Consider the following 24,251-nt stretch of genomic DNA (forward strand, 5'->3'; position numbering starts at 1 on the left):
TTCCTGAGTTTGACAGTTACAAAAACGTAAGAATTATAAAACAGGCATGAATAAATGCAAAAAAGCGTTTTTTGCTTTCTCTGTTTTTCAAAAGTGTCACTACATGCCTTTCTTTTCCTTTATTTATCAGTGTTTTAGTCTTACGCTTGTGCTTTGCTCCTTTCTAATCCTTTATTTTCCTCATTTTGGTCCTGTAGTTTCAGTTTCTCTATGAATTCCTCATACGGGGTTACCACTTTTGGAATTGGTATATTAAGTATCTTCAATATCTTCTGAGCTAAAACATTCATATTAGTCCTAATGGCAAAATGCTGTTCGTTGGTTTTAATATCTATATATTCCATGTTTTTAATCGCTTCTCTTATCTTTTCGTGTGAGTATTCTATATTGTTTCTTTCAAGTTCTAATTCAAGTGTTCTTTGCATTATGTAAGATACGAAACTCATCACTATGTGTCCCTTTATCCTTTTCTGTGTCCAATGAAATATCGGTCTTGTTTCAAGATAATTCTTTAGTGTTCTGAAACTTTCTTCCACTTTCCACAAGGTATGGTATTGCTCTAATATCTGTTTTGGATTCAACTGTGTGTTTGTTATTATTCCATAGTATCCGTCATATTTTTCGTCTTTTTCTATCTTTTCAATATCAAGTGTGTAATCTACTTCGTTCTTTGTCTTTAAGTACTTTTTTGCACCTCTTTTGCTTTTTGATTCTATGTCCCCATCTTTCAACATTTTCTTCGCTTTTTCAATCAATCTAATCCTGTCTTTTCTATCTTTTTCAGCCCTTTCCTTTGAATGTATTATGAGTAATCTTTTGCCCTCGTATTCTATTTCTCTGTATTCAATCCCTTTTGATATTTCAGTGAATTCCCCATCGAATATATCCACCTTTTTTAATTGTTTTATCGATTTACCTACTATGAATTCGTAATCGGAATTCTCTACTATTTCCATATTGGTTCTACTCATCATCCCCCTATCAGAAACCACTATTACCTTCCCCAACTGATACCTCTTTTTCATCACTTCAATCGTATCTTTGAACGTATGTCCTTCGAATGTGTTACCTGGGTATATATCAAAACTAACCGGCATCCTATCCCTATCTATCGACATCCCTAAAACTACCTGTGATTCGTTGAACTTCTTATCTTTAGAATACCCCATCTGCAGTAACTCGTTCGTTTGTTGTGTCTCAAAGGCTAACGTCGTTACATCGTAAAACACTAAGTCTACTACAGAATTGAATAAACTTATCCTTTGACGATACAGATGTTTCTCTAACTCTTCCTTCTTTTGCGCTAAAACATCTAGCGTCCTGTACAGCCATTGTAAGGCTATCCCTTCCCCATCTGTCTCTGCCTCATCCATCCTTTTGAACCCGTAATAATCTAGATCGTTGAATATTCCCAACTTACTTTTCGGTTCTATTATTCTGTTCATAACCATTATTTTCAACAAATCTTCCACATCGAACCTCGTCTTTTTATCCATCTTTTCAAAGAACTTATCCATCTCATACCTTTCAAACAATTTATCCACTATTACCTTTATCCCATAATTCTTCTTATCGGGTGCTTCCTCAACACTATTCAAATTCACATAACCTTTTATATCATATATCTGTACGAGTTTATCGACAATATTTTCCACTTCTTTTCTACTGATCGTATCGATTCTACCCAAATTAGCGATAATCTTTTGTTTATTCTTACCGTTTTCACGGTAACTTTCTACTATTCTTAAGTATTCTTTCCCTTGATTGTTTTTTACGGTTCTAACATACATCCAAATCATCTCCCGACTTCATAATGTCTTTAATATTATACCACAGAAATATTATGAAGTCAAGAGAATAATATAATTAAAAGAGAAAAAAGTGTCACTACATCAAAAAATTTTTTTCAAAAAAATAGGCGATTTATACCCTCAAACCCGCTTTCTTCCGTTCGGTTTACTGAAAAATCGTCTCTCAACTGTCAAACTCAGGAGAATGGGATCGTGTAATGAACGTAAACGCAAAGAGCCAATTTTTAGGTATAAAGTACGTGTTACCAGCAATGAAAAAAGCGGGGAAAGGTTCTATAATTAACATTTCTTCCGTTGCGGGCATTATAGGTACTGGAATGGCAGTCGCATACCATGCTTCAAAGGGTGCCTCAAGATTGTTAACAAAAACAGTCGCTGTTGAACTTGCTAAATACAACATCAGGGTAAATTCTGTACATCCTGGTGTAATAAGAACAGATATGACTAAGGACATTTTAGAAGATGAACAAACAGCTAAACAATTTCTTGGAGTTACACCATTAGGTAGAGCTGCTGATCCAGAAGAAGTTGCCAATGGAGCATTGTTCTTGGCTTCCGATGAATCCTCGTACATGACAGGTTCAGAATTGGTTATTGATGGAGGATGGACTGCATTATAATTATGAACCATTTTATCAAAACATCCGCGTAAAGCGGATGTTTTTTTATATGTACCAGGCATATGAGTGCACATAGAAAGGCCCGCTCACAGCAGATCTTTTATATCTTGAGGTGGAAAACCGAACCAAAGCCTGGATTTGTCTTTCAAATCTTAAAAATTTATTCAATATTCAAAAACCGCTAAATAATATGTGTGCTATGAAAGGTCCTTTGTGTAACAACCATGCTAACGAAATCTGTGACTCGGGTTGCTAATTTCATTCATTTTTTCATGACCTAACTTTTTGAAGAAGCTCCACTACCTCTTCTGTTTTTAAAACTTTACCATAAGAAACCACTTTCCCATCTACAACAAGAGCAGGGGTTGTCATGACACCATAAGCTGCAATTTCTGAAAAATCTGTTACATGGTCAATCGCTGTATCCATACCAAGCTGCTGCAGAGCCTCTTTTGTTGTCGCTTCAAGTTGATTGCATTTTGGACATCCGCTTCCAAGTATTTTAACACTAGCACCCCCAGCTTTAGCATGTACTCCCTTCGCAATGCTTCCTGTATCACGGTTTTCTCCGTAATAGGATGTTGTTTCTTCTTTTTTCTTTTCAAATAGTGACATTTTTATTACACCCCTTTTTATTCAGTTTTTGTTGTTCAATTGATGGCAACTATTTGGAATCTATTCCGACGTATAACTAGATTATAGACACAATTGAACCTTGTGCGGTACAACAACTTCTAATGTAAACGCCACACTCCATACAGATCGTATAAACAATAGCTGGACACCAAGTCTTTTACTGATATTTTCTTACTACTATATGATGAAGCCTTGAATAGCGTTAAAAAAGTAACCAACAAAAATAATACCCATGGTACAGATTGCGATAAATAGTGCCAATAGCTCCGGTTTGACAGCTTTGCGTAACATAACCATAGATGGTATAGACAGAGTTGTGACCGCCATCATAAACGAAAGAACGGTGCCTAGGTCAGCTCCTTTAGATAATAGAGCTTCTGCAATTGGGATTACACCAAAGATATCGGCATACATTGGTATGCCGACAAGTGTGGCTAAAACAACTCCAAACGGATTTTTACTACCGAGAACGGAGTTAATCCATTCTCCGGGAATCCAGTTGTGAATAATGGCGCCAATGCCCACACCAATCAAGATATATGGAAACACCTTTTTAAAGGTGGACAGCATTTGGTCCCTAGAGTAGACCAGTCTATCCTTTCTTGTCAGGTCGGGTGCTTCTATATCTACATTTCCAGCTATCATAATAAAGCTTTCAACGTACTTCCCCATTCGTAATTTTTCTATAACCGTACCACCTATTACTGCGATAATCAATCCGAGTATTACATACACGACTGCAACTTTTGCTCCAAAAATACTCATAAGTAGAAACAGCGACCCTAGGTCGACCATAGGGGAAGAGATAAGGAACGAGAAAGTTACTCCAACTGGAAGGCCTGCAGATGTAAAACCAATAAACAAAGGAATGGATGAACAAGAACAAAAAGGCGTTACCGTGCCTAGTAAAGCCGCGACAGAGTTAGCACCGAGACCTTGAAATCGGCCTAATATTTTCTTGCTGCGTTCTGGTGGAAAAAAGCTCTGAATGTAACTGATAAAGAAAATCAGTAAACACAGCAGTATGATTATCTTAATGACATCATAGACGAAAAACTCGATGCTACCACCTATGCGGGTAGATGTATCCACTCCTAGACTTGAAAGGATCTTTCCAATCAAGGTATCAAGCCATTTCATGCCAAGAAGCTGATATTGAGTAAAATCCCAAATCTCTTTTAATATTTGCATTCTAGGAAAACCTCACATATGATAATAACATATCAAAAATATTTGATATGATATTATTATATGAATAAAATCAAAATTTGTCAATATGTTGTGATTATAATCTTCAACTAGGCACTCATAACTCAGCTGTTGCCCAATGTCCCGAAAGAGACTTTTTTTACATCTGGGATTATAAGTCACTGCTTTCAAAAGAGATTATTGCTACTTATTATTCTTGAATACTTTTTATTTGAAATTTCTTCTATATTGTTGTATAATTTAACGGTTAAAAAATCGTTTGCGTGAGGAGGAAAAACATGAAAGTTTTAGTAATCAACTCAGGTAGTTCTTCGATTAAATATCAACTTCTTGAAATGGATACAGAAAAAGTTTTAGCCAAAGGATTGGTCGAAAGAATAGGTATAGAAGGGTCCAGAATTATCCACAGAAAAAACGAAGAAAAATATGTTATAGAGAAGGTTATAAAAAATCATGAAGAAGGTTTAAAAGAAGTTTTAGATCTCTTGACTTCTGAAGATTACAAGGTTATTTCATCTCTAAAGGAAATAGATGCAGTTGGACATAGAGTGGTGCACGGGGGTGAAAGATTTTCTTCTTCTGTTATTATTGACAAAGAGTCTTTGGATGCAATTGAAATGATGTCTTTTTTGGCGCCGTTGCACAATCCTGCAAACGTCATGGGAATAAAAGCAGCGATGGACCTTTTACCCAATGTGCCACAAGTTGGGGTATTTGATACTTCTTTCCACCAAACTATGCCAAATACTTCTTTCTTGTATGCAATTCCTTATGAGTACTACGAAAAATACAAGATTCGACGTTATGGGTTCCATGGTACGAGTCATAAATATGTTTCAAGAAGGGCAGCCGAAATATTGGGAAAAGATATAAAAACACTTAAAATCATAACCTCACACATTGGAAATGGGGCATCCATTGCCGCTGTAAAAAATGGTCAATCTTTCGACACTTCAATGGGATTCACTCCTTTAGAGGGTTTAGTTATGGGAACAAGAAGTGGGGATATAGATCCTGCCATTGTTTCATTTCTGGCTCAAGAAGAGGGATTAACAGCAAAAGAAGTTATAGGAATATTGAATAATAAAAGTGGAGTCTATGGAATAACGAAAGGTTTCTCAAGTGATATGAGGGATATTGAAGATAAAGCATTAGAAGGAGATAAAGTTTGTCGTCTTGCACTTGACATTTATGAGTACAGGATAGCCAAATATATTGGAGCTTACGCTGCAGCGATGAACGGTGTAGATGTTATAGTGTTTACCGCCGGTGTAGGAGAGAATTCTCCGGTAACAAGGGAAGAAATATGTGAAAAGTATTTAACTTACCTTGGTGTAAAGATAGATAAAGAGAAAAACAATTTTAAAGGCTTAGAAAGGGTCATAAGTACTCCCGATTCTAAGGTAACCGTGTTGGTAGTTCCAACAAACGAAGAACTTATGATAGCAAGAGAAACAAAAGAATTGGTTTCAACCAAAAATTAAATTCTAAAATTTTGTATAAAGATACTAAAACTGTAGAGCAACTAATAAGTTAGCCCTACAGTTTTGTTTTTTTTGAATTGATTGTTAAAGGATTGCTTGGTCAATATTGTCAAGATTGTATGGGGTTTGTTGGTAAACATAGTAATTTAACCAATTGTTGAATAAAATATAAGCATGACTTCGCCATCTCACGACGGGCCGTTTTTCTGGATCATCATGTGGGAAGTAGTTTACTGGGATATCAATGTCCATACCTTTCTCTAAATCACGATAGTATTCTTTTTTTAAAACCTCTGGATCGTATTCCGGATGTCCTGTAACAAACACTTGCCTACCATCTTTTCTCTCAACTAAATAAACACCTGCTTTTTTCGATTCGGATAGGATCATCAGTTCTTTTATTGGTTCAATATCTTCTCTTTTGATTTGGGTATGTCTCGAATGAGGGACCCAAAACGTATCATCAAACCCTCTAACCAATGGCGAGTCTTCACAACTTACCGAATGCTCAAATACGCCGAATATCTTCTTTGATACATGATATTTGTTTATACCATAGTGATAGTACAATCCTGCTTGTGCACCCCAACAAATATGAAGAGTAGAAAATACATTTTTCTTTGACCAGTCCATCACTTCTTTAAGCTCTTCCCAATAATCCACTTGTTCAAAATCAAGAGTTTCAACAGGGGCCCCAGTGATAATTAATCCGTCGAACTTTCTGTGACTTATCTGATCAAAAGATTTATAAAAGGTGTCTAAGTACTCTTGCGATACGTTTTTGTGGCTATGTGATACCATCCTTAAAAGCACTACATTTATTTGCAAAGGGGTGTTTCCTAACAAGCGTAATAATTGAGTTTCGGTGACTATCTTGTTTGGCATTAGATTCAAAATAACAATCTCTAAAGGCCTAATATCTTGGTGTGCCGCCCTCTCTTCAGTCATTATAAATATGTTTTCTTCTCTCAATACTTCTGCAGCTGGTAAGTTTTCAGGAATTTTTATAGGCACTTTTAACACTCCTTTCGTTCTGTCCCGGATGAACTTAAAAAATGGTTATTAGTTCTTAGTTGCTTTAGTTAGAGCTGAATCTATATCCTCAATCAAATCATTAATATCTTCTATTCCAACGGATAGTCTAATCATATCAGGACTTACCCCAGAAGCCAACTGTTCTTCTTCACTCAATTGCCCGTGAGTGGTACTAGCAGGATGAACGGCGAGTGATCGAACATCGCCAACATTTGCAACATGGGAAAATATTCTTAAACTTTCGATAAATCTTTTCCCAGCTTCTACTCCACCTTTTACTCCGAAGGAAAGCATCCCTCCATAACCATGTTTTAGATATTTAACCGCATTTTTATGAGCCTTATGATTTTTCAGTCCTGGATAATTTACCCAGCTCACTCTCGAATCTTCGGATAGGAATTCTGCAATTTTCATTGCGTTTGAGGAATGCCTTTCCATTCTTAAACTCAATGTTTCAATGCCCTGCAATATCAAAAAAGAATTGAAAGGACTTATTGAAGCCCCTAGATCTCTTAACCATTGGGAGCGGGCTTTTGAGATATAGGCAGCATTTCCAAATTTTTTATAAAAGCTTATCCCATGAAAAGCAGGATCTTCTTCAGTTAACATATTAAATTTACCGTTGTTCCAGTCGAAATTTCCACTATCAACAATAATTCCACCAATTGAATTACCGTGCCCGTTCAAATATTTGGTTAAAGAGTGAACAACGATATCAGCGCCAAATTCAAAAGGTCTGCACAAGTACGGTGTCGCAAAGGTGTTATCTACGATCAAAGGTATACCATTCTCATGAGCTATCTTAGAAATCTGCTCAAAATCAGGTACAGAAAGTTCGGGATTACCAATGGTTTCCACATAAACCGCCTTTGTCCGATTATTTATCTTATTTTTCAAGCTATCCACATCGTCAATGTCAAAGAAGTGGGTTTTTATGCCAAATCTACTCAAAGAATTCTTAAATAATGTGAATGTTCCACCATACAAAGAGCTTGCTGTAAGTATTTCATCCCCTTCTTCCATAATGTTTAAGACCGCTATCGCTTCTGCAGCTTGCCCCGAGGAAGTGGCTAAAGCGCCCACACCACCTTCCAAAGCAGCAACCCTTTTCTCCAACACATCGGTCGTCGGGTTCATTATACGTGTATATATGTTCCCAGTTTCTTCCATGTTGAAAAGCCTAAGGGCATGAGCTGAATCTTCAAAGGTATAAGATGAAGTCTGGTAAATTGGCACTACGTTAGCCCCGGTAGTTGGATCTTTTTCAAAACCCGCATGAACCATTAAAGTATCGAAGTTGTGAATTCTTTCTTCCATATCTTTCCTCCTCATTTGTTTAAAATTACAGCCTTTAGGAACTCTAAAACCTGTGTTAGCGCCCCTTCGCCCCGCTCCCCACCCAGAAGGATGAAAAACTTTCAGCACCTTTGCCCTGCTACCCGCCCTCTAAGGATGAAGGAGTTTCAGCACTTTGGCCCCGCAGCCCGCGCATGTGGAAAAGACTTTTGTGCTCTTTACCCCGTAGCCCACCTATAAGAATGAAAGTGATTGAGTACCTTCGTCTAACAGTCCGGTTGATAAGATTTTTAACGGTAAAGTGACAATTTTTACCTCTAAAGTGTTATAATCAATATCAGCTATAATAAAGTGAAAAGGAAGGATTGAACAAATGAATTGGGTTATACCTATCATTATCTTTTTTGACCAACTAACTAAAAAACTTTCTGAAACGTTTCTTTTAGAAAAAAATATTAAAATCGGATTTTTCCAGTTGACTTATGTTGAAAACACAGGCATCGCTTTTGGACTTTTTAAAGATATGGCTTTGTTTCATGGTATCTTCTCTACACTAATAGTAATTTTTCTTTTTATCTTAAAAGAAAAATACAAAGAAAAATATAAGTTTTTTACTACGTCTTTTGACTTAGGTATAGCTTTTATTATAGGAGGGGCTTTAGGTAATATCATTGATAGAATCAGGTTAGGATACGTTGTAGATATGATATATTGGCCAAACTTTTCTATATTCAACGTAGCTGATATATTCGTGACGTTTGGTGGTGTGATTTTATTATACCATTTTTTCAAAAGGAGCAAATATGAAAAAAAGAGTGTACAAAGTTGAAAAGGAAGATGAACAAAAAAGGCTTGATGTACACATCGCCCAAAAAATGCCAATCGAAATTTCTCGAAATCTCATTCAAAACGCTATAATTAAAGGACAAATTACCGTCAACGGGTCTCAAAAGAAACCTCATTACAAAGTTAAGCAGGGTGACGAAATTCAAATAGATTTTCATGAATTGGTAGAAGAAACTAAAGAAGAAAATATCCTACCAGAAAATATACCATTAAATATACTGTATGAAGATGAGGAATTAATCGTTATTAACAAACCTGCTGGATTGATAGTGCATCCAACACCGAGTATCAAAACCGGTACTTTGGTTAACGCCCTAATGTACCATGTAAAGGATCTTGATAAAACTATGCAAGATCCAAGCAGATTAGGAATCGTTCATAGATTGGACAAAGAAACTTCAGGTGTGTTGGTCGTAGCAAAAAACGCATTTTCACATCACTTGCTTTCAAAAGAATTCAAGGAAAGAAAGACCATGAAATACTATGTGGCCCTAATAGAAGGAACACTGAAAGAAAAGGAAGGGGAAATAGACCTACCCTTGGGGAGGCATCCTATTTTAAGGCATAAAAGGGCTGTTGTGTACAACGGAAGAGAAGCGATAACCGAATACAAAGTTTTAAAAGAATTTGGAGATCTTGCCACATTGGTTTGGATAAGGTTGAAAACAGGAAGGACACATCAAATCAGAGTGCATTTCAAATACATCGGTAATCCAGTAATTGGAGATTCTTTGTATGGAAAAAATAAAGTCGAAAAAGATCTTCAAATATCAGTAGATAGACAGATGCTTCATGCTTTGAAATTAGGCTTTTATCATCCAAAAAGTAACGAATGGATGGAATTTTTGGCCCCCTTACCCGAAGATTTTAAAAATCTATTGATCACTTTAACAAACCTAAAAAGACAAAATTCTTGATGGAGGGCCCTGCCATTGAAGATCTTAGGACCTGTGATAACTTCAAAAAGCATTGGCAAATCATATCTTCAGCTAAGGGACCTTTTCTCCATAGCAAAAAGATATGAGTACAATTGCATAGTTCTATCAGAACCGCACCCAAGATCATGGGTGAGTTTTATCGTTTATGCCCAAAAGTATAGAATTAAGCCAATAATATTATATGAAACTGCAAATGGTAAGTACTTATTGCAAACAAACAACGATATTAGATCAGCTATAATGCACTACAACGGATTAGGAAACAACTTAAGATTAAAAAAAATCGATTTGGATCTTCCCTATGTGAAGTATCCAACTGACTTTTTAAAAGATATTTTTAAAGATGAAGAATCTCTTTGCATCAAAGATAGTTTAAAATATCAAAATGAACTATCTATTTTCTCAAATATAGAAACTTATTACAATATAGGAAACTATAGATTTGATGAATACAAAGTCACCGACTATAATTTAACAGATACTATTTCACAAAAAGACCTAACTTTCGAAGAAAAAAGAAGACTATCTTACGAGCTGAACATAATAAAAAAGTTAAAAGTAGAAAATTATATTTTAACGGTTAAAAAAATCGTTGACACCGCTAAAAAAAATGGCATCTCGGTCGGACCTGGAAGAGGCTCCGCAGTGGGTTCCTTTTTAGTTTATAAATTAGGAATAACTAAGGTGAATCCTATTGAATACGATCTCCTCTTCGAAAGATTTCTAAACGAATACAGGCATGAATTACCCGATATAGACCTTGATATCGACGCGGAGAAAAGGGTTGATCTAATAAAGGCATTGCAAAAAGAATTTGGAGAAAACAAGATCTCTCAAATCAGGACCTACTCAACCATGAAAATTAAATCTGCTTTAAAAAAGGCAGAAGAATTACTTGGATACAATTTAGAAGCCAAAATAAACACCCCAATAAGAAGCAAAGAGAACATCGATAAATTCAAATCTTTATCACAAAAAGAGAAAACCTTTTTTTATGCCGCTTATTATCTTGAAGGAATAGAAGTTGCAGAGTCAGTACATGCAGCGGGTTTAATAATTTCCCAAAATGACCTTAGAACCTTTTCTCCTGTGGAAAAAAAGGAAGTACCTATAATAGAATGGGAAATGTCTGATTTAAAATATTTAGGAGTGGAAAAGTTTGACATTTTAGCTTTGGACACGTTGACCTTCTTAAAAAGATTACAGATAAAAGAAAAGTACCGGGAGCTTAACGATTCAAAAACTTTCCATTACCTATCTAAAGGTTTGACAAAAGGCATCTTCCAATTGGACTCAAAATTAGGGCAAAAATTAGCCCAAAGAATAAAACCCAAAAATTTTGAAGAACTTATCTTACTATTAGCCATCAATAGGCCCGGACCTCTTGAATCTGGGATGATAGATCAATACGTTAATGATGACTCCCCAGAATATTTGAAAAAAATCTTCCCCGAGACAAAGGGAGTTTTAGTTTACCAAGAACAGATAATGAAAATCGCTCAAATCTTAGGAGAATTTTCTTCACAAGAATCAGATTTATTGAGAAAAGCAGTATCTAAAAAAGAGAAAGACAAAATTACAACCTTCAAAAACAAATTTGTTACCAACGCCTCAAAAAAGATAGACGAAAAAGAAGCAACTTTATTGTTTTCTCAGATAGAAAACTTTGCTCAGTATGCCTTTAATAAATCTCATGCGGTAGCATACGCTCACATTACATACTGGCTTTCAGAAAAAAAATTTAAAGATCCTTCCAATTTCTTCTTAGAATATGTTAAAATAAAAGGCGTTGATGTCGATGTAATAAATGAAGCATCGGTTTTAGGTGTAAAAATAAAGTTACCCGACATTAGATATCCATTTGGTTTGGCAAGTGAAACAGAGCTAATACTACCTTTGTATATAATTAAAGGAATAGGTAAAAATGTTTCTCAGATATTTGAAGAAGCGAAACTCTTAAGCTTAGAAAATTTTTTTAATTTCATAATAAACAAAAATATCAACAGAAATATTGTGGAATTAATAATCAAATCAGGCGCATTAGATTATTTTAACAACAACCGTAAAAATCTACTAAGAGAAACCACTCAGCGAGTGAAGGGAAAAGTTCAACAGTTAGAAGATATAAAAAGTACGTTATTTGGAGAGAGAGAACAAAAATCAACTAAAAAGGTTGAAACAACCTTACAAGATTTAGCCCAGTACGAAATAGAAAGTATAGGATTTCCATTGAGTTTAATGTCCCAAAAAGGGTTATCTAACACGTTGATAGACAAATATCTCTATAGGCAAAAGGTTTACCTTGATGGTTATGTCTACAGAGATTTTATAGTAGATAACTCTGCTATGATCAATTCAAAAGTTTATAACAAAAACCTAAAAAGACTTATTAAATACATTTAAATTTCAATTTTTAGGAGTGAAAAATGAAAATCAATATTTTATCAATAGCTGAGAAACAACCCCCTGGTCACGGGTTACAGTCTGCCACATCGGATCACAAATACATCTTAAAAAAATACAGTGATTACACTATATATGAGAACAAAATTTTAGGAAATTACGATGTTTTACATATCCATACTCTCAATATAAAAAGCTTCTTATCATTGTTAAAGAATAAGAAAAAATCTTTTTGTGTGATTTCTGCTCATGTAGTTCCTAATTCGTTGAAAGGGAGTATAAAATTCAACAAACTATGGTTACCTTTTTTTATTAGGTATTCAAGACATTTTTACAATTCTTCTGACTGTATTTTAGCCGTCAGTGAAGAGACCAAAAATGAATTGATTAAGGATCTCAAGATAAATCCTAATAAAATTGTGATCTTTAGAAACTTTGTTATAAAAGAATTGTTTCTCACAAAACCTGAGGAAAAACACTCACAAAAATCTTATTTAAGAAAAAAATACGGGTATAATGACGATGATTTCATAATTTTAGGTGCCGGACAGATACAACCCAGAAAAGGTATAACAGATTTCGTGGAAACCGCTAAAAGATTAAAGAACATGAAGTTCATTTGGGCTGGTGGAATGCCCTTTAAACATTTAACCGAGCACTATGATGAAATGAATAAGCTTACAAAAAGGGCTCCTAATAATGTCAATTTTACTGGGACTATAAACCGAGAAAAAATGATCGATTATTATTCTTTATCAGATATTTTCTTCTTTCCTTCATTTCATGAAACCTTTGGTTTAGTAGTAATAGAAGCAACTGGAAGTGGTTTACCTTTAGTTTTGAGAGATTTACCAGTTTACAAACAAATATTTTCTCCCAACTATTTATCTGGTAATTCAGTGGAAGATTTTGTTGAGATAATCAAAAAGCTTAATACTAACAAAGAGTTATACGCTGAATATGAGAAAAAATCTTACATCTTATTTGAAAATTATAGCGATGAAAAAGCCTTTATAAAATTAAAAAATATCTATGAAGAAGGTATAAAGCAAAAAATCCATACAGGAGGAAAAAATGTCTGAGGAAAAAGACAAAGACAATGAAAGCGCACTTAGTAGAAAAAAAATAATCATTAATCTAATCGTTGTTTTAATTATTGGTTTAGTCATCAACATTGTGATCTCTTTTTTTGCAGATTTCCAAGAAACCTTCGCCATCCTTAAAACAGTCAATTTACTTTTTATTGTGAAGGTATTCGCAGTTTTTTCTATGGCTTATTTGATCGATTTAATAAGATTGTATATAGTAACCTTAAGTTTCCACAAAAAAATTAAGTTTAAAGATGCTATTTATAATACCATTTCATTCTATTTTATGTCAAATATCACTCCGATGGCTAGTGGTGGTCAACCTTATCAAATATACCATCTTACAAAATTAGGAATAGAATCAACTTTGGCTACAAATATAGTGTTGTCAAGGCTTGTAGAAAATTTACTGTTTTCTTCTGCCATCATCCTAATTTTCATAAGAAGAGTAATGAGTATTTTAAGCAGAATAGGAACTGGGAAATATATACTTATCATTGGTATTATAGCTGCTTTAGGGTTCTCTGCTTTGTTAATTTTACTATTTTTAAACCCAAAATTGATATATAAGTTGTTTAATTTTTTACTAAAGATATTTCCATTAAAAAGCAAATCGAAATTCGAACAAAGATTACAAAAATTAGAAAATTGGTTGGAAGAGCTAAAGTTAAGTATTAAAACGCTATGGATCGAAAAGGCACATATAGTTACAATAGACTTTATACTTGGAGGTTTCATCGTTTTTTTTCATTCTTTAGGTTTGCACATTACACTATCATCAATTACGTCAGGAAGTTACAGCATTCTTGAAGTATTCATACTTTTTATAATAATGAACTTTGTCGTCTATTACATACCTACCCCAGGGTCCTCAGGTGGGGTAGAAGCATTGTATGGTATCGTTCTTGCCAGTTTCATGCCTGGAAGATTCGTTTCTACTACTGTACTGTTGTGGAGATTTGCAACTTATTATTTACAAATAGCCTTTGAAGGGGTAATCTTACTTATGACAAGGACAAAAGAAAAAAGATTTTCAACTTAATTAATATACTCGTTCCTCAAATCGATTAATCTTTTATCCTCTTCCAAAGATTTCAACCTTATAGTTTTATTTTTTAAATTATGCATAGACTCTATTTTTCTTACGGTTGCACTCTTACTTCTCATCGTAAGTGTATGAGTGTAAGCAAAACCTTTTACAAATTTAACCCCTTTTAAAAGATCTCCATCGGTTATACCCGTAGCAGAAAATATTACATCTTCCCCACCAACTATTTCATCGGTATAAAAGATCTTTTCAAGGTCCCAACCTTCTTCCTTGATCGATTGCTCTTCAATTCTATCCCTTGCCCACAATTTCACTTGGATTTCTCCACCAAGCGTTTTTAAAGCAGCAGCTGAGAGTATTCCTTCAAGAGTGCCTCCAATACCAACGTAGATATCCACCCCGCTATCGGGAACTGCGGTGGCTATGGCAGCTGTAATATCTCCATCACTTATTAATTTTATTCTTGAACCAGCTTCTTTAATCTCTTCTATAATCTCTTCATGCCTTTGCCTATTTAAAATAACAAAAGTTAGTTCCGTAGGTGCAATTCCCAAAACCTCACTTGCAATTTTTATATTCTCTTTCATAGGTTTTCTCAAATCCAATTTACCTTTTAATTCACGACCTACAGCAAGCTTATAAGAATAAAAAGTCGGCAGTAATTTAATGCTTCCCGACACCGTGGCGGCAACCGCACTTATGGCATTTGGCAAGCCGAAAGCAGCCAATTTCACTCCGTCTATAGCATCAACAGCTAAATCCATTTCGGAAGTGTCATCTTGCCAACTACCAACTTTTTCACCTACATACAGCATATTTGAATTTTCTTTATCGTATTTACTCATTACTATATTCCCTTTAAAGTCTATGTAATCAAACATACCTCTCATAGCATCGATGGAACTATGCTTGATCATTTCTAGGTTACCACAGCCCAAGTATAAACTACTCATCAAAGCCGATGCTTCTGTAACCCTTACAAAATCCATAGTCAACTCTGGATAAATTTTCTTTTCCATAAAAACGCCCCCTTATAAAATTTTTTTAATTGTCTTTAAAATGTCTAACTTTGTGTTAGCGTTTCTATTATAATATTTTTATACTTTTTAAACAAATAATAAAATTGAAGAAAATTTAAGTTTAAACATCGTAATCAATTCTATTTCGAAATATTTCTTCCTAATCATTTATAAACGGATTATTTGAGTATTCATAAATCAGAACTGCATGAAAAATTATTTAACTGTGCTTATTTTCAAAAAAATATGGTAAAATTTTATTGGAGGTGATCTAATGGACCTAACAGAGTTAGAAAAAAGTTTAACTTTTCAAAAGAAAAGTGTATGGAGCAAAAGAAGCAAAGAAGATATCGATAGGTATACTTCACAGTACAAGGATTTTATCAACTTTTCTAAAACTGAAAGAAAGGCAGCTACATACTCAGTGGAGCTCCTTGAAAAAAACGGTTTCAAACCTCTTTCTCATTACGTGAACTCTGGAAAGATAGAGAAAGGTGATAAAGTTTACTTTGTAAACAGAGACAAAGCGGTATTTGCGTTCAAGTACAACAATCCTTTGAAGGATGGTATCAACATAGTAGGTGCACACATAGATTCACCAAGGTTTGATTTGAAACCCGAGCCAATAGTGGAAGATGAGAATATTGCAATGGCAAAGACTCATTATTATGGTGGAGTGAAGAAGTATCACTGGTTCAACATACCTCTTGAATTACATGGCGTAGTAATAAAAAGCGATGGAAGTAAAATAGAGGTTTCCATAGGACAAGACGAAAACGATCCCGTATTTGTAATATCAGATTTACTGCCACATCTCGATAGAGATTTGGCTAATAAAAAGGTTTCGGAAGCATTTGAAGCCGAAAAAATGAATGTATTAGTTGGTACTACTGCTATTTCCTACGATGAAACCGATAAGATTAAAAATCCAGTTAAGTTAAATATCTTGAAGATTTTGAACGATAAATATGGAATCGTAGAAGAAGACTTAGTTAGTGCTGAATTGGAAATCGTTCCTGCACTTCCTGCTAGAGATGTAGGATTGGATAAAAGCCTTTTAGCTTCCTACGGACACGACGATAGGGTCTGTGCCTACACAGGATTGACCGCTTTAATCGATGCTCAAACATCTGTAAAAAACCCGGCAGTTTTACTAGTCGATAAAGAAGAAATAGGTAGCGATGGAAATACAGGAGCAAAAAATCATTTCTGGATCTACGTTTTGAAGAAAATTGCTGCTTTAGCAAAAGAAGAAGAACTAATTCAAAACATAGAAGAAATTCTCACCAATTCTACTTTGCTTTCAGCCGATGTGTCAGCTGCTGTTGATCCAAATTACAAAGAAGCTCACGATTTATCCAACGCTCCACAACTTGGTTACGGTATAACTCTTATGAAATACACAGGTTCAGGTGGCAAAGGCAGAACAAACGATGCAAATGCTGAATTAGTAGGAAAAGTTAGAAATCTTTTCAATCAAGAAGGCATATCTTGGCAAATGGGAGAATTGGGAAAAGTAGATAGAGGCGGAGGAGGAACCATAGCCCTTTTCTTTTCTGAAAAAGGTTTAGACGTTTTGGATGCCGGCGTGCCGCTTTTGGGGATGCACTCTCCGTATGAAGTGGCATCAAAAGCGGATATATACGAAACTTATTTGGCATATAAAACTTTTTACGAAAAGTTTGGAAAATGAGAATTTTTGTAGGAAACTCAGCAAATGCAATGGAATTTTTTGATTTTGATTTAATATTATCCACCTCAGGTTGGTCTTTAAACGACCAATCTGAGGTTATTGCTATCAATAACAAAGAGTATGTAGAATGTTATATAAACAGGAACAAAACATACTTAAACAAGGATAATAGGTTCATCACAGAAAAAGATGTTTTATTATCTTTTGGGTTTACCAACGATGCTCTAAATTTTGAATTTTATTTCTTGAATCTTTTGTATCAAGTGGATTTAATCGTTCTATCTTTGAACTTCTCTGAAAATTTAGAAAGAAAAGTACTCCTGCATATTCAGTCTAATTTGAGAATTGTAAAAATACCGGCGATAATTATCAACACGTCGAAAAACGAATCTACGGTGTCCTACATCGTTCCCAATTACAAAAACGAATTCGTGATCAAAAACGCTATTTATTTCACACTTGATTTTAAAAAGAGTAAAAATTATATGTACTCTTTTGGAAAGTATTTATCGGATTTGAAAGAAACAATTCACACCTATGATGTCAAGGTGTTGAGGTAAAAAATGAGATCACAACATCTGTTCTTAAAGTTACGTTATAATTTTCTTAAAAAAGAATTATTTGAGTCTTTAAAAATGATTGAAGAACCCAAAAGTTATAATAAGAACAGCTTAGGTATATACGTAATAAAAAAATTGAAACCAAAAAGCATAATAAAACAGCTTGCTGAAGGTATTAACCAAGGTTTTTATATCTTTTTTTTCTCCTCTAACAAAAACATCCACTACCGCAAATTACACTTGATTTCTGAAATTGTCAATATTTATGGAATTCATTTGATTCTATTTCTAAAAAACGATATTCTCAAACTTTTCAACAATCAAGTTATCTTCATAAACCAGGAAAGAAGTTTAACTCATAGATTATTCTCAATAAACTCTTATAAAATCTCTTTTATCCTTCCAGAAGAAATGATAAATCCCGCTGTTATAACAACTTTGAAGATTCAAGAAGTTGACTTAGTATTCAGCAAAAGTCCTGTGGCTGGCAACAATCAAGACTTAGCTAATAATTTGCTTGCATATGTTCTAACAGATCAAAAAATATTTTCCCCTTCTATTCTAGAAGAAGATAAAACCTCATTGAAAGAAAGGGGAAAGATATGGCTGAACTTAGGCTATTTAAAAACTATCAAAGATAATTATTTAGAAAAAAATTACAACGATTTGCAAAGGATAAAAACAAAAATAGACCTAATTCAAAGATAATTAAAAAGCCATTTACTTTCTCTTTGAAATATTGACCCTCAGAAGATTCTTTTCAATTCTAGTTTGTAATTTTATTTTTTTAAATTGATCTTCCGTTGCCTTAATCTGTTCTTGGGCACTTTCCATAGCTTTCCTTGCGGCTTCAACATCTATATCTTCCGATCTTTCAGCAGCGGTGGTAACAATGGTCATTTCCTCCCCCGTCATCTCCAAAATACCACCATGGATGGCGAAACTCTCAACTGAGTTATCTGCTTTTTTTATTGATACGGGGGCGATTCTCAAAGAAGTCACTATTGGCAACCTTTGAGTTAAGGTTCCCATAGACCCCTCTTTTGTTTTAAATTCTACATACTGAACGTCTTCTTCATACTTTACCCCTTCTGGGGTAACAACTTTGAATTTAAATATTTATACCACCTGCCTTACAAACACTTCATTCATTCATTCATTCATTTTTTTCGCTTTCTCTACGGCTTCTTCTATCGTACCCACCATATAAAAAGCACTTTCAGGTAAATCATCATGCTTCCCTTCAAGTATTTCTTTAAAGCCTTTGATAGTATCTTCTACATTAACATACTTCCCCGAATAATTTGTAAACCTTTCTGCAACAAAGAAAGGCTGAGTTAAGAATCTTTGAATTCTTCTGGCTCTATTCACTATCTGTCTATCTTCTTCTGATAATTCTTCTATACCCAAAATCGCTATTATATCTTGTAAATCTTCATACCTTTGCAAAACTTCTTTGACTTCTCTTGCAACCGAGTAATGATCTTGGCCAACTACATTGGGATCCAACATCTTTGATGTGGAATCTAATGGATCAACTGCGGGATAAAGTCCCAATTCTGACTGTCTCCTTGAAAGGTTTATATTTGCGTCCAAATGGGCAAAAGTAGTGGCAGGTGCGGGATCCGTGAAATCGTCCGCAGGAACATAAATAGCCTGAACAGAGGTAATAGATCCATCTTTTGTGGATGTTATTCTCTCTTGCAACTGTCCCATATCCGATGCCAATGTTGGCTGGTATCCTACAGCAGAGGGCATTCTTCCTAATAAAGCCGACACCTCTGATCCTGCTTGTACAAACCTAAATATATTATCTATGAAAAGTAAGACGTCTTTTTTTTGCCTATCTCTAAAGTATTCTGAGATAGTTAACGCGGTTAGAGGAACTCTGAACCTCGCCCCAGGGGGTTCATTCATCTGACCAAACACCAACGCCGTGCTATCAATAACCCCTGTCTCTTGCATTTCCAGCCAAAGGTCGTTACCTTCCCTGGTTCTTTCACCTACACCTGCAAATACAGAGATCCCTTGGTGTTCTTTAGCTATATTTCTTATAAGTTCCATAACAAGAACGGTCTTACCTACTCCAGCTCCACCGAAGAATCCTATTTTCCCGCCTCTGGGGAATGGAGCCAAAAGATCTATACATTTAATACCCGTCTCTAAAATCTCAATCGATGTATCTTGTTCATTTAACGATGGAGGGTCCCTGTGGATTGGCCAGTATTCTTCCCCTTCAACGTCTCCTTTTTCATCGATAGGTTTCCCCAAAAGGTTGACCATTCTTCCCAATGTGGTATCTCCAACGGGAACTTTTATTGGCTCTAGCGTGTTGATAACCTCTTGACCTCTTCTTATACCATCCGTAGAATCCATTGCAACACATCTAGCTGTATCGTCTCCGATTAATTGCTCAACTTCAAGTATTAATTCTTCACCTGAGTACTCGTTTTTTACTTTTAAAGCATCGTAAACGTTAGGTAGCTGGCCTTCGGGAAATTTCACATCGACGACAGGTCCAATGACAGATATTATTTTACCCTTTTGATCTTGCATCGAATTACCTCCTATTGCATATTCGCCCCATTAACAATCTCTATCAATTCTTGGGTAATAGAGGCTTGTCTTTGCTTGTTGTATTCAAGGTTCAACTCTTCTATTAAATCATGCGCGTTATCTGTGGCGTTTTTCATTGCGTTCTGGCGAGCATGAAGTTCACTCAACTTGGTTTCAAATAAAAATAGATACATTTTAGAGAGAAGATACTGATATGCAGCATCTTCAAACACTTTCTCTTCCTCGGGTTCGTATTCGTATCTGGCATCTATTTCAAATTTATCTTTTGTTATTGGAAGTAGATCATAAGTTTTCGGTAACTGTATCAAGGCATTTTTTAACTCTCCATACACAACTTTCACCTTGCTAATGCCTTTATTTTCCATAATTTGAAAAATAATGTCCAGCAAATACTCCGCATGATCAACCTTTGGAATGTCGAATAAATTTATCTCTTTTTCCAAGACTGTTTCACTCTTTAAACCTGAATAGCCCTTTGCACCCAATGCAAAGTATCCTTTAAAATCTTCCAGCTTAGATTTCACCCTTAAAGCTTCTTTAACTAGATCAGATGGAAAAGAGCCAGCTAAACCCATGTCTGGGGTGATCACAAAGATTAAAGAACCTTCACTATTTTGAGTGTATAAGCTTTCTTCAACAAAGGGAACTTTTTTTAGAATTCTTTCTGCGTAATTAGAATAATCTTTTACGTCTTTCCATCGCTTCTGTATTTTGTTGAGCCTAGCTGTAGCAACCATCTGCATGGCTCTTGTTATTTGCATAGTAGATTCTGTAGAGGCGATCCTTCTTTTAATGGCTCTTAAATTACCACGACTCATTTAAAATCACCCCAATCATCTAAACACATTCAAAAATTTTGAGATTGCTTCATTCAGCTCTTTCTTTATCTCATCTGCTATGTCTTTGCTCTCTCTTATCTTATTTAAGGTATCCCTATAATTTTCTTTAAGATAAGCTAAAAATTGTCTTTCAAAATCACTTATTCTATCTGTAGGGATCTGATCCAAATAACCTTCATTGGCAGCGTAAATAACGGCAACTTGTTCTTCCATCTCCATTGGTGAATACTGTGGTTGCTTCATCAATTCAGTGAGCTTTTCTCCTTTTGTTAGCTGTTTCTTTGTTGCCTCATCAAGATCAGCAGCAAACTGAGTGAAGGATTCTAACTCTCTGTACTGTGCTAAGTCTAATTTTAAAGATCCAGCTACCCTTTTCATCGCCTTCGTCTGGGCATCTCCACCGACCCTTGAAACAGATAAACCTATGTTAACAGCAGGTCTTATCCCTGCGTTAAACAACCCTGTTTCTAAATAGATCTGGCCATCCGTTATTGAAATAACGTTGGTAGGAATATATGCAGAAATATCGTTCGCCTGTGTCTCGATTATTGGTAAAGCTGTCAAAGATCCATTTCCATAGTTTTCGTTCAACCTAGACGCCCTTTCCAACAATCTGGAATGCAAATAAAAAATATCTCCGGGATAAGCTTCCCTTCCTGGCGGCCTTCTAAGTAAAAGTGATATCTCCCTGTAAGCAGCGGCATGTTTGGTTAGATCATCATAAATTACCAACGCATCCTTACCATTAAACATAAAATATTCTCCAATTGCTGCACCAGCGTAAGGAGCTATATACTGTAAAGAGGCAGGATCTGAAGCATCTGCTGCCACTACTACAGTGTAGTCCATTGCACCATACTTCTCTAAATTATCGATAGTTCTTGCTAAACCTGATGACTTTTGCCCAATCGAAACATAAATACAAAAAACATTTTTCCCTTTCTGGTTTATAATTGTATCAGTAGCTATAGCGGTTTTACCAGTTTGTCTATCTCCGATTATAAGCTCTCTTTGACCTCTTCCTATAGGGATCAAGGCATCCAACACTTTCAACCCAGTTTGAAGAGGTGTATCAACGGGTTTTCTAGTTACAACACCCATTGCCTTTCTTTCAATTGGATAAAAATCATCGGTGTTTATTTCACCCTTTCCATCCAATGGCATACCTAAAGGATTAACAACTCTACCTAGCAACTTTTCACCAACGGGTACTTCTATTATTCTGTTGGTTCTTACTAATTTGTCTCCTTCTTTTATTCCTTTGTAATCTCCCAAGGTGATAATACCAACGTTATCTTCTTCTAGATTCATAGCTATACCGTAGATCTTTTCACCTTCAGATGTCTCTATTTCCACCAATTCGTTGGTCATAACATCCTTCAAACCGTAAGCCCTAACGATACCATCGCTTACCTGCATTACCCATCCTATTTCTTTTATCTCTCCACTTTCATAACTTTTAATACGCTCTTCTATTACTTTTGTCAACTCATCTGGATTAACTCTCAAATATTTCACGAAAAACTACTGCAAGAAGCTCACCACTTCCTTAAAAGGTGGAAGCCTATTTCAACGGTGAGAGGAATGCAGTAATTTTTCTCCCTCCTTTCTTGATATTTGATATCCATATCCGTCATTCCTTTGTAATAACTTCAAGTATTTTGGGTTTACACCATCTAGACCATTCAACTTGAAATTTGGTTGTTGTCGTATTGCTATGCGTCCAATATGGATACCCGCATTTTTTCCTTTTGGTATAACTGCCAACACTATATCGCCTGTTTTGTATCCCATATATGTTCTTCCCTTGACCCCGTTCGGGGCGTTTTCTGATCGGCGATGACTTCTTGGGAAACCATATTTATCTACATTACACATCTTACGTGTTCCATGACCCATCGCTGTGATTTCTAAGACTTGCATTTCTGGTTCAATTTGAACATTTTGACCACTTTCTCCAACACAAGCTGCATCTATCCAATGTTTTTTAGGATATCTTTGCGTCTCACGATTGTACTTTGTTCGCCCCCCTGTTCCAACTTCAAGAGGTAATCCTTCTTTTTGTAACTGGTTGAATAGATACCAACGTGTAGCGTTGACTGCTGCTGTATCTTTGAGTGTTTTCTTTGATTCTGATTTAATTTGATTCAGCCTTTCTGGATTATTATCTAAGAATTCTTCGATAGATTGATTCCCTTTTTTCTGATTGCATTCGTGGCAAGCTAATGTTAGGTTACTTATTCTGTCACTTCCACCTTTAGATTTGGGTATGATATGTTCTATTTCTAACGGTACATTCTCTTTACCACAATATACACATTTCCTACTCCATTTTTCAAGAAGATACTCTTTTATTTCGTATCCGTACAATGTTCCTCGTTGATACTCTATTCCCTTGATCTCTGGATTTTGTAGTTTTTGCGTGTCAAAACGTACTAACTCCATTGAAATACCTGTAATTGGTGCAAAGTGTCTAATACGTTTAATCCATGTGAGAATGTTTTCTACACGACTCATAAGACTTGGTGGCAACCAATCTTTTGAACGTTTTCTGTTATCAAACCTTGCTTTACGATACCTTGTCTTTCTGTTTCTTCGTGAACGTCTTAAAGATCTACGACTATCTAATGCTTTTTTGACATTTTGTCCTCTGTGATGAATCTCAGCACTCCAAATTACTTTCTTACCATTTTTAAAATCTGCTACTAAAGCAACTCCAGTAATCTTACTTCCGGGATCGATCTTAACCTGTATAGGTTGCGTGTCGCCACCTGCACGATCTTTCAGAATAATTGTAAATGGATGGTATCGAAATACCGCTGCTTTACCTTTCTTCAATAACTCTCTTGCCCTAGCAGGATGAGATGGCATAAGTGGTTGTTTGTTTTTATCTAATACAAAAACTCGTTGTACAGATTTCTTTTCCATGGAAGTTACCTTCCTCTCCCTTTTCGGGTTAAAGTGAGCCTCGCCAATGTTATTCTGGCTTTTTACATTCAACACACTGGTTTCGACCCCGTACACCTGTTTAATGTTGAACGACAGGGCTTGGAACTGGCTCGGGCATTCCAAGGTGTCATGACCAGAATAACGTAGTTCTCCAAATTTGCCGTGAGACCGTCTTCCTTATCTGCCGTAAGGCTGTCTTC

21 protein-coding genes are annotated in these 24,251 nt (G+C 35.4%); 10 read left to right on the top strand and 11 right to left on the bottom strand.

The genetic code is table 11. The features are described from left to right. Nucleotides 1-140: 140 nt before the first annotated feature. Nucleotides 141-1,790, bottom strand: coding sequence for an IS1634 family transposase (locus BZ25_RS09675; protein WP_158584900.1), 1,650 nt, complete (start codon nucleotides 1,788-1,790; stop codon nucleotides 141-143). A 188-nt stretch (nucleotides 1,791-1,978) separates the two neighbouring features. On the opposite strand from BZ25_RS09675, the gene BZ25_RS09680 reads away from it, so the two are divergent. Further along, a complete protein-coding gene (locus tag BZ25_RS09680; RefSeq protein ID WP_255415888.1) occupies nucleotides 1,979-2,431 on the top strand; it encodes an SDR family NAD(P)-dependent oxidoreductase in 453 nt (150 codons plus the stop codon). A 270-nt stretch (nucleotides 2,432-2,701) separates the two neighbouring features. Here BZ25_RS09680 and BZ25_RS09685 read toward each other — a convergent pair whose 3' ends face one another. Both BZ25_RS09685 and BZ25_RS09690 read right to left on the bottom strand, forming a co-directional pair. After that, entirely contained in the window at nucleotides 2,702-3,046 is a 345-nt protein-coding gene (locus BZ25_RS09685) for a thioredoxin family protein (RefSeq protein ID WP_121514839.1), read from the bottom strand. 198 nt (nucleotides 3,047-3,244) lie between these two features. Continuing rightward, entirely contained in the window at nucleotides 3,245-4,258 is a 1,014-nt protein-coding gene (locus tag BZ25_RS09690; protein WP_121514840.1) for a permease, read from the bottom strand. Nucleotides 4,259-4,554: 296 nt separating this feature from the next. Here BZ25_RS09690 and ackA point away from each other — a divergent pair, with 296 nt between their 5' ends. Next, nucleotides 4,555-5,760: an acetate kinase gene (gene ackA / locus BZ25_RS09695; RefSeq protein WP_012208559.1), complete on the top strand. Its 1,206-nt coding sequence runs from the start codon at nucleotides 4,555-4,557 to the stop codon at nucleotides 5,758-5,760. An 84-nt stretch (nucleotides 5,761-5,844) separates the two neighbouring features. Here the strand turns inward: ackA and metA are convergent, their stop codons facing one another. Next, nucleotides 5,845-6,774: a homoserine O-succinyltransferase gene (metA, locus tag BZ25_RS09700; protein ID WP_103898410.1), complete on the bottom strand. Its 930-nt coding sequence runs from the start codon at nucleotides 6,772-6,774 to the stop codon at nucleotides 5,845-5,847. A 48-nt stretch (nucleotides 6,775-6,822) separates the two neighbouring features. Beyond that, entirely contained in the window at nucleotides 6,823-8,112 is a 1,290-nt protein-coding gene (locus BZ25_RS09705; RefSeq protein ID WP_121514871.1) for an O-acetylhomoserine aminocarboxypropyltransferase/cysteine synthase family protein, read from the bottom strand. Nucleotides 8,113-8,464: 352 nt separating this feature from the next. On the opposite strand from BZ25_RS09705, the gene lspA reads away from it, so the two are divergent. The 5 genes from lspA to BZ25_RS09730 are packed head-to-tail and all read left to right on the top strand — an operon-like array spanning nucleotide 8,465 to nucleotide 14,408. Next, the gene (lspA, locus tag BZ25_RS09710) at nucleotides 8,465-8,920 is read left to right on the top strand and encodes a signal peptidase II (RefSeq protein WP_121514841.1); all 456 of its coding nucleotides are present in this window, start codon (nucleotides 8,465-8,467) and stop codon (nucleotides 8,918-8,920) included. Continuing rightward, a complete protein-coding gene (locus BZ25_RS09715; protein ID WP_121514842.1) occupies nucleotides 8,895-9,854 on the top strand; it encodes an RluA family pseudouridine synthase in 960 nt (319 codons plus the stop codon). The genes lspA and BZ25_RS09715 overlap by 26 nt, the downstream gene beginning before the upstream one ends. A 15-nt stretch (nucleotides 9,855-9,869) precedes the next feature. After that, nucleotides 9,870-12,278 carry a DNA polymerase III subunit alpha gene (gene dnaE, locus BZ25_RS09720; RefSeq protein ID WP_121514843.1) on the top strand — a complete coding sequence of 803 codons (2,409 nt, stop codon included), beginning with the start codon at nucleotides 9,870-9,872 and terminating at the stop codon, nucleotides 12,276-12,278. A 23-nt stretch (nucleotides 12,279-12,301) separates the two neighbouring features. Continuing rightward, nucleotides 12,302-13,360 carry a glycosyltransferase family 4 protein gene (locus BZ25_RS09725; protein WP_121514844.1) on the top strand — a complete coding sequence of 353 codons (1,059 nt, stop codon included), beginning with the start codon at nucleotides 12,302-12,304 and terminating at the stop codon, nucleotides 13,358-13,360. After that, on the top strand, nucleotides 13,353-14,408 hold the full coding sequence (locus BZ25_RS09730) for a lysylphosphatidylglycerol synthase transmembrane domain-containing protein (protein ID WP_121514845.1): 1,056 nt from the start codon (nucleotides 13,353-13,355) through the stop codon (nucleotides 14,406-14,408). Before BZ25_RS09725 ends, BZ25_RS09730 begins: the two co-directional genes overlap by 8 nt. On the opposite strand, the gene glpX is transcribed toward BZ25_RS09730, so the two are convergent. Next, nucleotides 14,405-15,433 carry a class II fructose-bisphosphatase gene (gene glpX / locus BZ25_RS09735; protein WP_121514846.1) on the bottom strand — a complete coding sequence of 343 codons (1,029 nt, stop codon included), beginning with the start codon at nucleotides 15,431-15,433 and terminating at the stop codon, nucleotides 14,405-14,407. The two genes, BZ25_RS09730 and glpX, sit on opposite strands and share 4 nt — an antisense overlap. Nucleotides 15,434-15,707: 274 nt before the next feature. Here glpX and BZ25_RS09740 point away from each other — a divergent pair, with 274 nt between their 5' ends. From BZ25_RS09740 to BZ25_RS09750, 3 genes are all read left to right on the top strand, one after another. Next, nucleotides 15,708-17,126 carry an aminopeptidase gene (locus tag BZ25_RS09740; RefSeq protein ID WP_121514847.1) on the top strand — a complete coding sequence of 473 codons (1,419 nt, stop codon included), beginning with the start codon at nucleotides 15,708-15,710 and terminating at the stop codon, nucleotides 17,124-17,126. Beyond that, the gene (locus BZ25_RS09745; RefSeq protein ID WP_012208569.1) at nucleotides 17,123-17,686 is read left to right on the top strand and encodes a hypothetical protein; all 564 of its coding nucleotides are present in this window, start codon (nucleotides 17,123-17,125) and stop codon (nucleotides 17,684-17,686) included. The genes BZ25_RS09740 and BZ25_RS09745 overlap by 4 nt, the downstream gene beginning before the upstream one ends. Before the next feature lie 75 nt (nucleotides 17,687-17,761). Then, entirely contained in the window at nucleotides 17,762-18,394 is a 633-nt protein-coding gene (locus tag BZ25_RS09750; protein ID WP_147429946.1) for a hypothetical protein, read from the top strand. Nucleotides 18,395-18,406: 12 nt separating this feature from the next. On the opposite strand, the gene atpC is transcribed toward BZ25_RS09750, so the two are convergent. Genes atpC through iscB form a run of 5 tightly spaced genes read right to left on the bottom strand, consistent with a single transcriptional unit; the run spans nucleotide 18,407 to nucleotide 24,030 of the window. Continuing rightward, a complete protein-coding gene (gene atpC, locus BZ25_RS09755; protein WP_103065121.1) occupies nucleotides 18,407-18,805 on the bottom strand; it encodes an ATP synthase F1 subunit epsilon in 399 nt (132 codons plus the stop codon). 33 nt (nucleotides 18,806-18,838) lie between these two features. Continuing rightward, the gene (gene atpD, locus BZ25_RS09760) at nucleotides 18,839-20,242 is read right to left on the bottom strand and encodes a F0F1 ATP synthase subunit beta (protein WP_012208572.1); all 1,404 of its coding nucleotides are present in this window, start codon (nucleotides 20,240-20,242) and stop codon (nucleotides 18,839-18,841) included. A gap of 11 nt (nucleotides 20,243-20,253) precedes the next feature. Further along, the gene (gene atpG, locus BZ25_RS09765; RefSeq protein WP_121514849.1) at nucleotides 20,254-21,081 is read right to left on the bottom strand and encodes an ATP synthase F1 subunit gamma; all 828 of its coding nucleotides are present in this window, start codon (nucleotides 21,079-21,081) and stop codon (nucleotides 20,254-20,256) included. 15 nt (nucleotides 21,082-21,096) lie between these two features. Further along, nucleotides 21,097-22,611, bottom strand: coding sequence for a F0F1 ATP synthase subunit alpha (atpA, locus tag BZ25_RS09770; protein ID WP_012208574.1), 1,515 nt, complete (start codon nucleotides 22,609-22,611; stop codon nucleotides 21,097-21,099). Nucleotides 22,612-22,671: 60 nt separating this feature from the next. Then, nucleotides 22,672-24,030 (bottom strand): RNA-guided endonuclease IscB, encoded by a 1,359-nt coding sequence (gene iscB, locus BZ25_RS09775; RefSeq protein WP_121514850.1) that lies wholly within the window; start codon nucleotides 24,028-24,030, stop codon nucleotides 22,672-22,674. Nucleotides 24,031-24,251 lie beyond the last annotated feature (221 nt).

Origin of the sequence: Petrotoga sp. Shatin.DS.tank11.9.2.9.3, from assembly GCF_003665005.1 — a bacterium.
GTDB classification, from domain to species: Bacteria; Thermotogota; Thermotogae; order Petrotogales; family Petrotogaceae; genus Petrotoga; species Petrotoga mobilis.